Annotated in this window: 14 protein-coding genes and 1 other annotated feature; of the genes, 12 read left to right on the forward strand and 2 right to left on the reverse strand. The window is 41.0% G+C overall.

Annotated features, from left to right (window positions below):
* The first annotated feature begins 56 nt into the window (after positions 1-56).
* The gene (locus DP091_RS27615; protein WP_258394711.1) at positions 57-1,403 is read left to right on the forward strand and encodes a sensor histidine kinase; all 1,347 of its coding nucleotides are present in this window, start codon (positions 57-59) and stop codon (positions 1,401-1,403) included.
* 112 nt (positions 1,404-1,515) lie between these two features.
* Positions 1,516-2,235: a hypothetical protein gene (locus tag DP091_RS27620; RefSeq protein WP_258394712.1), complete on the forward strand. Its 720-nt coding sequence runs from the start codon at positions 1,516-1,518 to the stop codon at positions 2,233-2,235.
* A 207-nt stretch (positions 2,236-2,442) separates the two neighbouring features.
* On the opposite strand, the gene DP091_RS27625 is transcribed toward DP091_RS27620, so the two are convergent.
* Positions 2,443-2,937, reverse strand: coding sequence for a hypothetical protein (locus DP091_RS27625; RefSeq protein ID WP_113061276.1), 495 nt, complete (start codon positions 2,935-2,937; stop codon positions 2,443-2,445).
* A 290-nt stretch (positions 2,938-3,227) separates the two neighbouring features.
* Here DP091_RS27625 and DP091_RS27630 point away from each other — a divergent pair, with 290 nt between their 5' ends.
* Entirely contained in the window at positions 3,228-4,652 is a 1,425-nt protein-coding gene (locus DP091_RS27630) for a hypothetical protein (protein WP_113061277.1), read from the forward strand.
* A gap of 2 nt (positions 4,653-4,654) precedes the next feature.
* Here DP091_RS27630 and DP091_RS27635 read toward each other — a convergent pair whose 3' ends face one another.
* Entirely contained in the window at positions 4,655-5,017 is a 363-nt protein-coding gene (locus DP091_RS27635) for a winged helix-turn-helix transcriptional regulator (protein WP_113061278.1), read from the reverse strand.
* Positions 5,018-5,519: 502 nt separating this feature from the next.
* Here DP091_RS27635 and DP091_RS27640 point away from each other — a divergent pair.
* From DP091_RS27640 to DP091_RS27675, 9 genes are all read left to right on the forward strand, one after another.
* A complete protein-coding gene (locus DP091_RS27640; RefSeq protein ID WP_113061279.1) occupies positions 5,520-6,197 on the forward strand; it encodes a response regulator transcription factor in 678 nt (225 codons plus the stop codon).
* The gene (locus DP091_RS27645; RefSeq protein WP_113061280.1) at positions 6,194-7,204 is read left to right on the forward strand and encodes a HAMP domain-containing sensor histidine kinase; all 1,011 of its coding nucleotides are present in this window, start codon (positions 6,194-6,196) and stop codon (positions 7,202-7,204) included. The genes DP091_RS27640 and DP091_RS27645 overlap by 4 nt, the downstream gene beginning before the upstream one ends.
* Before the next feature lie 92 nt (positions 7,205-7,296).
* Positions 7,297-8,010 carry an ABC transporter ATP-binding protein gene (locus tag DP091_RS27650; RefSeq protein WP_113061281.1) on the forward strand — a complete coding sequence of 238 codons (714 nt, stop codon included), beginning with the start codon at positions 7,297-7,299 and terminating at the stop codon, positions 8,008-8,010.
* Positions 8,007-8,756, forward strand: coding sequence for an ABC transporter permease (locus DP091_RS27655; RefSeq protein ID WP_113061282.1), 750 nt, complete (start codon positions 8,007-8,009; stop codon positions 8,754-8,756). Before DP091_RS27650 ends, DP091_RS27655 begins: the two co-directional genes overlap by 4 nt.
* The gene (locus tag DP091_RS27660; RefSeq protein WP_113061283.1) at positions 8,753-9,511 is read left to right on the forward strand and encodes an ABC transporter permease; all 759 of its coding nucleotides are present in this window, start codon (positions 8,753-8,755) and stop codon (positions 9,509-9,511) included. The genes DP091_RS27655 and DP091_RS27660 overlap by 4 nt, the downstream gene beginning before the upstream one ends.
* A 119-nt stretch (positions 9,512-9,630) precedes the next feature.
* The gene (locus tag DP091_RS32130) at positions 9,631-9,756 is read left to right on the forward strand and encodes an ATP-binding cassette domain-containing protein (protein ID WP_258394713.1); all 126 of its coding nucleotides are present in this window, start codon (positions 9,631-9,633) and stop codon (positions 9,754-9,756) included.
* A 54-nt stretch (positions 9,757-9,810) separates the two neighbouring features.
* Positions 9,811-10,206 (forward strand): hypothetical protein, encoded by a 396-nt coding sequence (locus DP091_RS32135; RefSeq protein ID WP_373456956.1) that lies wholly within the window; start codon positions 9,811-9,813, stop codon positions 10,204-10,206.
* 88 nt (positions 10,207-10,294) lie between these two features.
* Positions 10,295-10,537, forward strand: a binding site (T-box leader).
* Between the two features lie 108 nt (positions 10,538-10,645).
* Positions 10,646-12,517 (forward strand): alanine--tRNA ligase, encoded by a 1,872-nt coding sequence (locus DP091_RS27670; RefSeq protein ID WP_181469932.1) that lies wholly within the window; start codon positions 10,646-10,648, stop codon positions 12,515-12,517.
* A gap of 525 nt (positions 12,518-13,042) precedes the next feature.
* Entirely contained in the window at positions 13,043-13,771 is a 729-nt protein-coding gene (locus tag DP091_RS27675) for a stalk domain-containing protein (RefSeq protein ID WP_113061285.1), read from the forward strand.
* Positions 13,772-13,839: the final 68 nt, after the last annotated feature.

Consider the following 13,839-nt stretch of genomic DNA (forward strand, 5'->3'; position numbering starts at 1 on the left):
TACTGCTGAATTATTTATTTTTCTCCGTGCTGTCCTTTGGCATCATCATTTTAGCAGTGAATAAAGCCATCGATTACTATAGCTTCATTACCATTGAAAAACAGATGATGGAGAAGGCGGATTTGTCCGAGTTGTCCTTCCGTGAGGTGTTGGCACAGCATAGATCATCGACAGGAGAACCGCAGACAAAAGAAATCGTCAGACTTGCTTTGGAGAAGCTGAAAGCTTCAGGCAAGGAAGTACGTATCTATGATAGCTCCAAGCAGTTGCTGGGCTTGGCTGTGGATGGCATCATCGTTAATGATGGCAAACCTCTTATTTTTGATAATAATATCGAGAAAGCCCTTAGCGGCAGTTATGCCTACACCGTAACGGAAGATCATCTGCTTTATTTTGCCACTCCCATTCAGGATCAATACTACCAAAACGCTTATGTGTATGAGTTCGTGGAGGACATTTCCTACTTTTATGCGATTATGGATCAAATCCGTTACATCCTGTTTGCGGGTGCAGGCGGATTTATTATACTGATTACGTTATCCAGTCTGTGGATTGCACGCAACACAACCAAGCCGATTAAGCTGTTGCTTGGCGCAGCGCAAAGTTTCTCTAGACAGGAGTTTCGGAGAGTTCATCTAAACCGGAAGGATGAGCTGGGCATGCTGGCAGATGGGCTGGATTCCATGGGGCGGCAGCTTCATGATTACATTCAGTACCAGAAACAATTTGTCTCCAACGTATCTCATGAGTTAAAAACACCCCTGGCAGCCATTCGTGGTTTCTCTCAATACTTGGTTGAAGGGGAGAACGAGAACAAGGAGCTGCAAAAAATCTATGCTCATCTGCTGCAGGAATCGGATCGGCTGACGCGCTTGATTAATGAACTGTTGTTGCTATCTCGATTCGACAAGGCTGGTTCTAACGACCTGGAAGTCCGGAAGACGGAAATGAACGGACTGATTCAGCAAGTCGCAACGAGTATGGGTGCCAAGGCCAAAGATAAAGGAATCGAGATTATGTTCAGGGAGGCGGAACCGGAGGATAAGCTTCTGACGAGAGTCCACGCCAACGTGAATCCCATGCTGATGTCCCATGCGATCGCCAACCTTGTGGACAATGCCATCAAATATTCAGGCAGTCCATCGCTAATCGAATTGAAGCTTACACATACGCCAAACGAGGTAGTTATACGGATACGTGATCAAGGTATCGGTATCGCGGGCGATGAGCTGGAGAGAGTGCAGGAACGCTTTTACCGGGCGAAAAATGCAAGCACAGCGAACGGTTCAGGTCTTGGACTTTCTATTTGCAAAGAGATTGTAGAGCGGTTTAATGGATATATCGACATGGAAAGTCAAATCGGGGAAGGGACGACCGTTACGATTGTGTTACCCCGTGCGTAAACACGCGCGTAAATAGTTGCGTTACAAGATTAATACAATTCTGTTATGAGACTAACAAATGCTTTTTTTATAATCACTTCATAAGAAGAAATCACACATTTATGGAGGGATCATGATGAAATTGATAAACAAAGCTACAGCTGTTATCCTGCTGAGTATTTTACTCACGATGGCACTGACGGGCTGTCAGTCCAATGGTGCCAAGTCGCCTGAAGCGGCGCAGAACTCGGCTGAAAAAAACACGCCCGACGAACAGGCCAAAGGCGAAGGAGCATCAAATTCTACTGCGCCTGCTTCAGAAAATTCGGAAGGACAGAGTGCTGAAGCTATTAAGGAAGGTTCGATGGAGAAGGAAGGCAATGTGGTGCTGAAGGAGCTTGCTTTTGTCTATAATGAGCACACCATTGCGATTTCGGATACAGCGAATGAAGATCAGATGGAACAGATGCTGGGCAAACCGGATAACCTGAAATCTCATACGTACAGTGCCGGCGATGGAACAAACATGGATACGTTAATCGGTTTTACAGAAAAGGTTTATACGTATCCTGGTCTGGAGATTAAAACAATCAGTATACCGGAGGGGAAACAAGACTCCATCTTTCATATCGAAATTACAGATCCTAAGTACGCGACAGTGCGAAACATTAAAGCAGGAGATAGCCTGGATACACTCAAAAACGCCTACCCTGAGGGGAAACTGCTTGGTGATGGAGCCCCTAATGAGGAGGATGACTTCCGTTACGAGCCATCCAATTATGTGGATGTAATGTCATTTCATATCAAGGATGCCAAGGTGGAGAGCATTCAGATCTACAGCCTTCTGGACTAATATTTAGTGGCCGATGTTGGTAAGCCATTCATACGATTCACCTTTAATACCTGCCCCTGAGAGGGGCAGGTATTTACTCGTTTATAGAATGGTATCGAGCTGACAGGTGTTCTCTTAAAAAAACTTACTCATGGTACAATTTTGCCATACACAACTTTTTTCCAAGTGATGAACATATGATCCTTCAAAAAAGTATTTTCTAGTTAATCACTGTTGCTCCCTGTTTTGCAACCATTTAACCGTCCCAATGAAACCTGCCAGTCCTATTAAAAATACCAGAAAATAACTGGTGCCTGCCAAGGGAAATGATGCGATGCCGTTTTCCTGCAAATGCAAAGCAGGTACAGACCAGGGCAGATATGTGCCAATGGCAGTGGGACCGAATACCAAGCCCAGCATCAAAGTTGTAAAAGCAAAGCCGATAGGCACCAGAAAACCGCGCGATATAGGCAAACCGAGCAAATCTTTAAGCGTCCGATCCGAATACTCACGGACAAATGTCCAGCTTGTCCACCAATCCAAACCCCAGCAGCCCAAACACGGATGCATACAAAAACGCAGTCCACTCAAAAAAGAAGACCAATCGGGCTGTCCCAAGAACAACTTGATGACAAACAATATAAACAGAAGCGTGCCCCATAAAACAAAGGATCGACGCAATTTGTAAATTTCAACGCTGCAGGCTGTCAGCAATGGTCTCATTTTCGTTTTCCCTCCTGGGCTCCGATCACTTTAAGATCATTAACTGGAGAGGTGAGAGCCATTGGTATGATTAACTATCGAATTCTAAGCCGAATAAGTTTACTAACCGTTTTATGATGGACCATTACCCCAGGATGTCTGATATAAGTATATCTCCTGCCCTGATGCTACTCAGGGTTTCTCTTTTGAAACCAAGGCACTTATTTGAAATTGGCATACCTAAAAGTGCCTACTTTTCAAGAATATTGATTGAATTTATACTTCAGAAATGATGAAAGGGAGTGATTATATTGGAATATCGGATCGTATCAGGGGATAGCAGACTGCGACTTGGGACGCAAATTGATATCGAGACTTTGACGTTTCGTGGTAATAATTCGCAAGAAATCCCGCAATGGATATTTCCTGCTGGAGTGTACCGTGCTAAAGATATCGTTCGCGAAACAAGTACTTTACTCGAGGCGGTTTGTATGCAGCTAGGGGAATCTGCAGCTGCTGAGCCGCTGCTTAGGAATCTACAATCCAACTTAGCGGTTTCCGGAAGAGATGCTGTGTTGCCTTTGGCCTTGATCGCCTCGGAAGATGAAACGAAAAGCACGTTCCTCGATCAGGCTGAAAAAATCGGAACAAAGTTGTCTAGCTGGGCACGAGAAATTTATTTCGAGAATCCTGCCCGGCAAAAGTACGGAGAAAAAGCCTTACTCGAGCTTATTCAAAGAAGCCAGTGTGATAATCATCGGTGGACGCCAGAGGTGGCGAGCATTTTAATGGGGCCAAAGGGTAGTCCCGAAATCATGCAGTTGTTTAATGAGTATCTGCACCAACTTATCCTCCTGAGAGATGCGTTGATTCCTTTTGAGAACTGGGAGGAAGTTCCTCTTGTGATCGTAGAGGGGGATCAAGCGAAAGGACTTCGTTTTATCGAGCCGGCGCGGAATCGCTTCCTCACAGAACTGATGGTCAAACAAATGCCGCACAGAGAGGTTGTACGCTTCGCGCAAAGTTTCTTAAGCCCTGAGCTCTCCACGGTTGTTGGATACGGATTTCAATACCGTCTCGGGATGGTGCTGCCTGCGGCAATTGGAAAACCGATTACCGCCACAAAAAGCTTACTCTGCTGGCATCCCGCTCATCTTTTGCCCTATCAAAAGGCCGGGGAGTCAGACTCCGTTGTCTTCGATTATGCTGAGGGCGATTACTACGCAGCCTCCCGCAGTCGGATAGGTTCCCGCACATCAAAGCAACAGATCAACAATGAAATCAGTTTTCAAAACGAAATAGATATCGTACCCGAAGCAATCGAACAAGGTAGGGTTATATTAAATATGAGGTTGTCGGATGGGAATTACGAGTATCGTGTGGATGTTGGGCAGGCTATGCGAGGACACCGATATATGTATCGTCGTGAGCAAATCGCCGTAGCTACGGAAATTACAGCCTCGCAGTCCCGATCCGAATGGATCGAACATGCAGCTTCTGAAATATTGGGGGCGCCAGGACTCGCGACGTTCGATGAGGAAGGCGTTCACTACATTTCAGTAGGAGGAAATCCGCTCGTTGTGTGGGCGCTGCTTGGCAAATTATTTCCGCTAAATGTGGTTGTAATCGTTGACGAACAAGCGGATGGGGTGAAAGCGCCGCTTCTGGCAGGTAATGAATTAAGAGGGTTAATTCTGTTGAATGGAAGCTATTCTCGTCAAGTTGTTACCCGTTAACATCATGCCCTAGTATTGTGAATGGCAGTTTTGTCGTCCGGAAATAACCGCATATAATCTGTCCCAAAGTCGCGAAGCTGGATTAATATATCCATGAGGGCCTCCCCCAATTCGGTTAGCGAATATTCGACCTTTGGCGGAACTACCGCATACACTTTCCGGGCGATTAATCCGTCGTTTTCCAAGTCTCTTAACTGCACCGTCAGCATTTTTTGCGTAGCTCCGGGCATCAACTTCTGAAGCTCGTTGAACCGGTAGGTTTGTTTCGATAAATGACTTAAAATCAAAGGCTTCCATTTTCCACTTATTAATCCGAGAGTGATTTCGGAGGTACAAAGATAAACGCTATTGCGATATTCAATCATATTCAATACCTCTCTTTATTTTATTATTAATATCTACTAATCAACCCTGTTTAATATGAATTTTATCAAACCGAGCCCATCGTTTCAAGTATGAAACCCATGCTCAAAAGGATTGGCACATGGGACATGGTAGCTTGTAAGCAACAGGCTTGCCTCCAGATGAACCTCATTAGCATTGATAATGAGTACATTATGAAGTTGTAGTCCTGGTATTCCGTGCGGTTCGTTGATGTACTGGAGTAGCACCTGTTATATCCATTTTGTTGTTGAGGAAGGACTTACAACAGTACAGGATTTGCAGATGTTTTCAACATGTTTACCCTCACTTTTTTGAACCATAAATTTAGTTTATTTAAGAACAGAAAGAGCCCATCAGTTAGACGTTAGACGGGCCTCTTTTTTTTAAAACTCTATTAACGAACGATAAAATTGTCTTAACTGGAAACTATTTTTTATATTGTGTTAATCTGTAGTGGACTCCATTTAAAGAGAGGGATGTTACTTGAAAAGAAATGTATTATATATTGAAGATAATGAGAAAATTGGCAGTTGGGTAAAGGAAGAATTGGAACAGCGAGGGTTTTCAGTTCAGTGGCTGCTAACTGGTGAAGGAGCCGAAAGAGAAGTCAATCAGCATGAAATCGTTATTTTGGATATCATGTTACCCGGTTTAGACGGATTTACTGTGGGAAGACGATTAAAGAAGGCAGCTCCTGCTATTCCTATTTTGCTGTTAACTGCTCGAACATCGATAGATGATAAAGTAGATGGTTTACAATTTGCTGATGACTACTTAACGAAACCATTCCATACGGATGAATTAGTTGCAAGATTAGAAGTATTATTCCGTCGTAATGGTGGAACAAAATTCGAACGCATTTCATTAGGAAATCAGATTGAAGTAGATCCAGAAGGTCAAATGATATTTGACAAACGCACAGGAGAAGAAATTATATTAACAGGGAAACAGCATCAAATCTTAATGTACTTCTTACGCCACCCTAATCAAGTTTTACCAAAAGAACAAATTTATGAAGCAATTTGGGAAGAAGCTTATATAACTGGTGATAAAACATTAATGGTTCATATCCATCGACTGCGTCAAAAGCTGGAACGTCATCCGGATTCCCCAGAGATTATTGAAACATTGAAGGGAATAGGCTATCGGGTGAAACTATGAAACAGACTAGATCATTATTTCGTCGTTTTCTAAAAGTGCATTTTCTATTTATCTTTTTACCTCCCATTGTGCTTGTTTTCGTCAGTGCGTTTTTTGGGGTTTCAGATAATAATGAAAAAAATCTGAATACGTTAAATCTGTTTTACGTTACCGTGCTATTGTTTGGGTTTATTATTGTCGCATTTGTTATCTTATCTTGGCTGTTCTTCTTGAAACTTCAAAAACGTCTTGCCCGCTTACAGGAAGTCATGTCATTTTCAGCTAAAAATAATTCATTTCCTAAACCCATATCTGTTCAATCGGATCGTATGGATGAGATAGACCAGTTAGGAGTGTCTTTTAATTGGATGATTCAGCAGCTTGAAGACAGTCGCAAGCGAGCATTTGAAGAAGAATTATTACGACATCGACTCATTGCGAATTTATCTCACGACTTACGAACGCCACTTACCATTTTGAGAGGACATGTCACCCGTTTAGATAAAGAATCCATGAGTTTAGAAGGACAACACTCGTTAACAGAAGTCAACCATACGATTACAAGAGTCGGAGATCTAATGGATGATTTACTGTCCTATACATTGCTTACATCAGGGAAACATCCTTTTGAACCCGTTTCAACAGATATTGTACGTTTAGTAAGAGCATCTGTTGCTGCGTGGTATCCTGTGTTTGAAGAAAAAGAAATTCAGCTCGATGTTGATTTACCGGCAGAGGAGACTTTTTATTGGGAAGCAGATCCTAATTGGATAACACGGGTATTGGATAATTTATTTCAGAATATTCTTCGCCATGCAGCAGAGGGGAAATATGCAAACATTGTAGTTGATGTAGAAAAAGAACAGATCATTGTTGCAGACAGAGGTCCCGGTTTGGATAACTCTTCCCATGAGCGTGGGGCGGGGATTGGTTTATCGACTTGTCATTATATGTTGAAAAAAATGAATCTGAAAGCGAACTTTACATCAAATGAAAATGGTACAAGAGTAACCATTGCTAGGGCTTAACCAAAAGGTAATCCAGAATTAAACCACATGATATCCGTGATGTAACTTTGCTTCTATATAATTGGAACCATAACAGAAAGGAAGTGTTATGGTTGATTACCATTAATAAGTTAGTCAAATATCGCGGAACTCAACAAATCTTATCAGGTATCAGTTTTAAAGCAAGACCTGGTAGAGTGACTGGTTTTTTAGGTCCGAATGGGGCAGGGAAAAGTTCTACACTACGCATCCTGCTTGGATTAGATCGTGCCACCTCAGGGAGTGCACTCATTAATGGCAAGCCATTCGCAGAATTACATAATCCTCTAGCAACCGTAGGTGCCGCACTGGATGGATCTGGAGCTCATCGTATGCGAACAGGAAGGGCCCATTTACGTTGGATTGCTCGTGCCGCAGGATTGCCTCGTTCACGTGTTGAGGAAGTTCTGGAAATCGTAGGTCTTACTAATGCAGCTGACAAAAGAGTAGGGAATTATTCGCTTGGTATGGGGAGAAGACTTGGAATGGCGGCTGCACTGCTGGGTGATCCCCAAATATTAGTTTTAGACGAACCCGTAAATGGGCTCGACCCGGAAGGAATTCGTTGGATCCGGACATTTTTACGTGAACGTGCTGAGTCAGGCAACACGGTGTTACTATCCAGTCATCTAATAGGAGAGCTTGCAGAGACGGTTGATGATGTGGTCATTATTAAGCATGGAACAATCGTTGCAGATGGAACATTGGATGAAGTAATAGGTAACCATTCCACGCTGGAGAAAGCTTTTTTTGCCCGGACATCTGAACATGCAGGTGATGTTGTATGAGAGCATTCAACGCGGAACTATCTAAATTGTTCTCCCTTCCGGGCATTTGGCTTGCCTTTCTTATTGGAGCATTTGCCCCTGCGGTCATAGCTGCCTTAGACAGCATAGCACAAAAAGAGGATATTATAGCTGGAATTAACACACGGCTATTGGAAGTTGGCTATATTGGATTAGCTCTTGGTGTACAAGGTGTCATCATTCTTGGTGTGCTTGCTGTCAGTAGCGAGTATTTGACAGAGAGCAGTGAATCTGGCGGAGGACAACAGATTACAACAAGTTTAACGGTTATTTCATCAAGACTGCATTTTTTGCTGGCAAAAGCAGGCGCTGTGACAGTAATCAGTATACTGCTTTGTATTGTTGCTATAATGACAACTGTGTCAGCCACGCATCTTGTTCTTGGTCAGTATACCCCTGCATTGGAATGGTCTAAACTGCTCGGTGCAGTTTGTTACTGGACATTCACTGCTCTTGTAGCATTTGGGATTACTGTTCTAACTAAGAATGGCACTATTCCGCTTGCTGTTCTCATCATCAATACATCCGTTGTATCATTTAGTTTCTTGCTTTCTAAGGTTACAAAGTTAGCGTTATACTTACCGGATCGGGCTGGCCTTGAAATGTTTATGTTTCTGAGCGACAGATTTCTCACCCCGTTCACAGGCGGCTTAGTCATGTCTGCCTGGGTAGTCGTTCTTTTCATTGCTGCAGCTATTGTATTCCATAGGAGGGATGTTGCAGGATGAGTGTCCCTTCTAGTAGACAGATTACACAAATCCTTCGTGCTGAACTGGATAAATTAGTAACATTACCATTGATATGGCTCACCCTTATGGGTACATTCATTCTTCATTTACTATTAGCCGCAGCTTTTACTTCTATTGGTCTACAAGGGGCAGCAGGGACGCAAAGTATACTGAATATAGGGCTTGCTTCGATGGGATATCTTCAAGCAGGATTCATTATTCTTGGGATCATAGCTACTTGTTCGGAGTATACCGGTGGACAGATTCGAACGACGTTAGCTACGATACCTTGGCGTGGGATTCAATTATCCATGAAGCATTTGGCATTGGCAATCATAAACGTTCCCGCGGCCTTTATTATTGCTGCATCCGGTGTACTATATACTTATATGATGATGAGAGATACAGCAGTAGGGTTTGATATAGACACAACGATAGAAGCATTAGCAGGTGCAACAGGCTATCTAACGTTAACCACGCTTCTGAGTGCAGCTATAGGTGCTTTATCAAGACGAACCACTCCTGCTTTAGTAGTACTGCTTGGTTACTATTTCATTGTCAGTCCATTGTCGAGAGATTTTCTACCTGGTATTAAACATTATTTTCCCGATACGGCAGGATATTATATGTATACGCCGCCTTCCTCTGACGAAATAACTGTCCTTACACCAATGGAAGGGACAGGTATTTCAATGTTATGGACACTGATCTTTATTACAGTAGCTATTGTATTTTACCGTAAACGAGATGCCTAAGTTTAGGTTTCATCAATTCCATATTATAACGGTAGTGAATTTTTAAAGTGGTGGGCAAATGACAACGGAGGCACTATTAACACTTAAAGAAGTTTCAAAAAAATTACGGAAATAGAGAAGTGTTAACAGATGTCTCTCTTACGATTAACAAAGGAGATTGTTTAATTTTAAGGGGGAACAATGGTTCCGGAAAAAGTACGATGCTCCGAATTGTAAGTGGGCTAATTCCGATAAGTTCGGGGTGAACGGTTACTGAAGCATTCTGATTTAGTTATTGGTTACACACTAATACGTTGAAAATGACTCATTTTTCTAAAGGAATGTTGCAAAAAACGAACCTAATGCAAGCAATGATTGAAACGCCAGATGTCCTTGTACTGGATGAGCCTTTTTCAGGATTAGATAAAAAATCTACAGGGCACTTACTTAGCTCTGATCCGTTACTAGCAGGTCAATTGGAGAGTAGGGCATACTGGATCAGGCAAGGGCGAATATTGATGGATAATGTAGATAATTCTTCAGATCATTCGACTGCTTTTTTCGAACTGGAAGGTTCAGTGGACCAGGAGACTTGGAAAACATACGATAATGGATATCTCCTGTTCACCATCATGAAGAAAGATTATCGTGGCTTATTAATTGAATTTATACACAAAGGTGGAGAGTTTAACAGCCTGTGTGCAAAATCGACTTGACTCTTGGTTAAATTTTACATAGAATAGGAGAAACGTTATATGAAGAAGAGAGTCATTTGAGTGTGATACCATTGGTTTAACTTAAAACGTAAAGGCTATGATGAGAAATAGTAGGTATTAGGGATCTCACAGAGAGAAGATGGTTGGTGCGAATCTTCATTGATCTAATAGTGAAGCAGTCTCGGAGCTGTGAACCGAACAGAGGAATCTTAGTAGGCTTCAACGGAGTTCCACCGTTATTCAGGAAACAATATCGGAAATATCCCGTATTGATAGAGTGCAGAGAAATCTGAAATTAGGTGGTAACACGGACTAAAAGTTCGCCCTAAGTTGACAAGAAATATGTCAGCTTAGGGCTTTTTTATTTTATATCTTATCGTTTGATTATTTGTAAAATAATTTCCGAGAATAAATAATAATTGAAATGGAGGTATTGAGCATGGTGAAAATGACACCAGATGAGTTAAGAAAATCATATATTGATTTTATGAAAGAAATAGGGGCTAGCCAAGTGCCCTCTTCTAGCTTGTTACCAGAAAATGATCCCTCAACGTTATTTACAGGAAGTGGAATGCAACCTATGGTTCCATATTTATTGGGGGAAAAGCATCCGATAGGTAATGAGATTGCTAATATTCAGAAGTGTTTAAGGACAGTGGATATTGATGAAGTAGGAGATACGTCGCATCTGACATTTTTTGAAATGATAGGTCGATGGGAGTTTAAAGCAAATGAAAATATCTATAAGAAAAAGCAAATCGATGCCATTTGGAATTGGCATATTATCGAATTAGGAATTGATCCTGGCAGGCTGTATATCAGTGCTTTTATAGGAAGTGATGATTTGAATATACAGAAAGATACGGAAGCCATTCAAATCTGGTCAGAAAAATTTAAATCAGTTGGTATAGAACCTATCATTGAAGATGATCCCTATCAATATGGGGCATCTAGAGGTGGAAGAATATTCTTATACGATGAAAAAGAAAATTGGTGGAGTCGAGCCGGAAGTCCATTGGATATGCCTGTTGGTGAACCGGGTGGACCTGATAGTGAAATGTTCTATGATCTTGAACCAGGCGGTGATTCACTGGATCATCCTGCTTCTGTAAGCGAGAGGTTTTTAGAAATTGGGAACAACGTATTTATGTGTTACAAAAAAGAAGACACAGGATTTGTAAAAATGCAAAATCCCAATATTGATTATGGAGGCGGATTAGAAAGGGTTGCAACAGCCCTTAATGGTGACAAGGATATTTACAATACGGCTTTCTTCCTTAATCCCAAGAAAAAATTGATGGAGTTAAGTGGTAAACAATATACTGACGATTTAAAGTCGTTTAGAATCATACTTGATCATGTGAGAGCGGCTACTTTTCTAATTAATGATGGTGCGGAGCCAGCGAATAGTGATGCAGGGTATATAACAAGAAGGTTATTAAGAAGGGCGATTCGTGCAGGTAAAAAAATAGGCATACAAGGAAGTTTTGTAGGTGAGTTATCTGAAGTTTATATAGACGAAGCAACAGCTTATGAAGATTTGATCGGTAATAATAAGAAAGTTATCGAAATAGTAAATAAGGAAGAAAATCTTTTCTATAGAACTTTACAGCAAGGAGAATTTGAAATACAAAAACATCTTAAGAATAAGGGTAAAGTTACAGGTGCAGATGCCTTTTATTTTTACGAAACATATGGGTTTCCCTTGGAGTTGACGGAAGAGTTTCTAACTGAAAGAGGATATAGCATGGAGGACAAGGCGTCTTATATGGAGGCGGCAAAGAAACATGCTGAAAAGAGCAGAACTGCTTCTGCGGGTAAATTTAAAGGTGGATTAGCTGAACATTCAACAGAAACAACAGCGCTGCACACGGTATCTCATTTATTACTTGCTGGTTTAAGGGAAGTTTTAGGTGATCATGTTCATCAACAAGGAAGTAATATTACTTCAGAACGATTACGGTTTGACTTCAACCATGATGAAAAACTTACGCCTGAGCAAATAGCTGAGGTGGAAAAGTATGTGAATGATGCGATTACATCAAAAGCAGTTACCTATATTTCAGAGATGCCTAAAATTGAAGCGAAAGAAAGTAATGTCGAAGGGAATTTTTGGGATAAATATCCGGATATCGTTAAGGTGTATACAATCAAAGATGACGAAGGGAAAGTTTGGAGTCGAGAAGTATGTGGAGGACCTCATGTAGAAGATACAACAAACTTAGGAAAGTTCAGTATTAAAAAAGAACAATCTTCTGCTGCTGGAGTTAGAAGGATTAAAGGAGTAATTAATAAAAACGCGGAACAATAGCTGATGAATTAGGATTGCCATTTGTAACAACGTTATGAGTTGCCGGGAATCCTGAATGAATGATAAATCCGGCAATCGAAGAGGGTTTAACATCGCTTAGCCTTTCCGTTGGCGGTACCGGAGCACAGTATTCAAAGAAAGGGGAACTTATAAAAAAACAGAACGAAAATCGAGCTATATGGTGACACTAAATGAAAATTCAGTAGTTGTTCGAGGGACAAGAACTTGTACCGATTGCCGGAATGGACCAGATCATGAGCCGATATCCGATTAGATAAATATCTAACTGTTTCCATGTAATTTCATTAAGCTAACGGGCAGTTTAGCTTAATAACTCATCCTGCGCGGGGCACGAAGAAGAGAGCTACACAATCGCTTTTTTAGGCATATGGATGAGTAGTAGTGACCTAATGAATAAATTGCTGTTACTCAAAGGGTAAATTAGTGGATAAATTTACCTGTATTATTAATTGCTAATTCATGTAAAATTTATTGGTAGTATGAATAATTAAGTGAGGAGTAAATATGAAAATCATTATTTTGAAAAAACCAATTTTGTGGGTTGTTTTTATATCATTATTAAGTGGCGCTTTAATGATTGGTCCAAAGAGCACTTATGCCGCAAATGATGATTATGATGCATATGGCGGAGTAAACGGTTTGCTTTCTGAAGGTAGATTATATGCCCCTCTCCGTAGTATGGCGATGAATTATCAATTCAGATACGATGAACAACTTGATACATATTTTGATGTAAAAATAACTTGGAATCAGAAGACAAAAACTGCTTCACTAACTAAAGGCGGGAAGACTTTTAATGCTACTGTTGGTAATGGAGTATTGTTGAAGAATGGCTCGGTGTATGTACAATTTAAAGCTTTAAGTAACTTCTTCTATCCGAACGATTATATCAAATGGGATAAATCTACTTTGACAGGAAATTCTGAGCACATTACGGTATATGCTCGTCCATTGACAGATAATCAAGCATTGACTCTTGCAACAAATGCGATGTCCAAAAAGAAATACTGGATTCAATTTCATAAAAATAACGTAGAAATAGGTCTTCCTGAGTCAGAGTATATTCAATGGAATAAAAGTCTTACTAAATTTAAAGCGGTCTTTCATTCAGATGGGATTGTTGGCGACTATAACTATAGCTACAGTATTGAAGCTGAGATGACTAAGAAGGCTAATAATTGGACTATTACTTCATTTAATTATTCCGATGGTACAAGGATATATTATCCTTAATCATTACCTGGTCATTTACGTGATAAGGTTTGGTTAAATCGTGAAGCGCGCGTACAAGAGAGCCGTAT

The sequence above is a fragment of the Paenibacillus sp. MDMC362 genome, assembly GCF_003269305.1.
GTDB lineage: Bacteria > Bacillota > Bacilli > Paenibacillales > Paenibacillaceae > Paenibacillus_AQ.

What these genes read in the sequence shown, in the direction of transcription:
- DP091_RS27620 (WP_258394712.1), top strand. Translation starts at nt 1,516, where the DNA reads ATGATGAAATTGATAAACAAAGCTACAGCTGTTATCCTGCTGAGTATT.
- DP091_RS27625 (WP_113061276.1), bottom strand. Translation starts at nt 2,937, where the DNA reads ATGAGACCATTGCTGACAGCCTGCAGCGTTGAAATTTACAAATTGCGT.
- DP091_RS27635 (WP_113061278.1), bottom strand. Translation starts at nt 5,017, where the DNA reads ATGATTGAATATCGCAATAGCGTTTATCTTTGTACCTCCGAAATCACT.
- DP091_RS27645 (WP_113061280.1), top strand. Translation starts at nt 6,194, where the DNA reads ATGAAACAGACTAGATCATTATTTCGTCGTTTTCTAAAAGTGCATTTT.
- DP091_RS27655 (WP_113061282.1), top strand. Translation starts at nt 8,007, where the DNA reads ATGAGAGCATTCAACGCGGAACTATCTAAATTGTTCTCCCTTCCGGGC.
- DP091_RS27660 (WP_113061283.1), top strand. Translation starts at nt 8,753, where the DNA reads ATGAGTGTCCCTTCTAGTAGACAGATTACACAAATCCTTCGTGCTGAA.
- DP091_RS32135 (WP_373456956.1), top strand. Translation starts at nt 9,811, where the DNA reads ATGACTCATTTTTCTAAAGGAATGTTGCAAAAAACGAACCTAATGCAA.
- DP091_RS27670 (WP_181469932.1), top strand. Translation starts at nt 10,646, where the DNA reads ATGGTGAAAATGACACCAGATGAGTTAAGAAAATCATATATTGATTTT.
- DP091_RS27675 (WP_113061285.1), top strand. Translation starts at nt 13,043, where the DNA reads ATGAAAATCATTATTTTGAAAAAACCAATTTTGTGGGTTGTTTTTATA.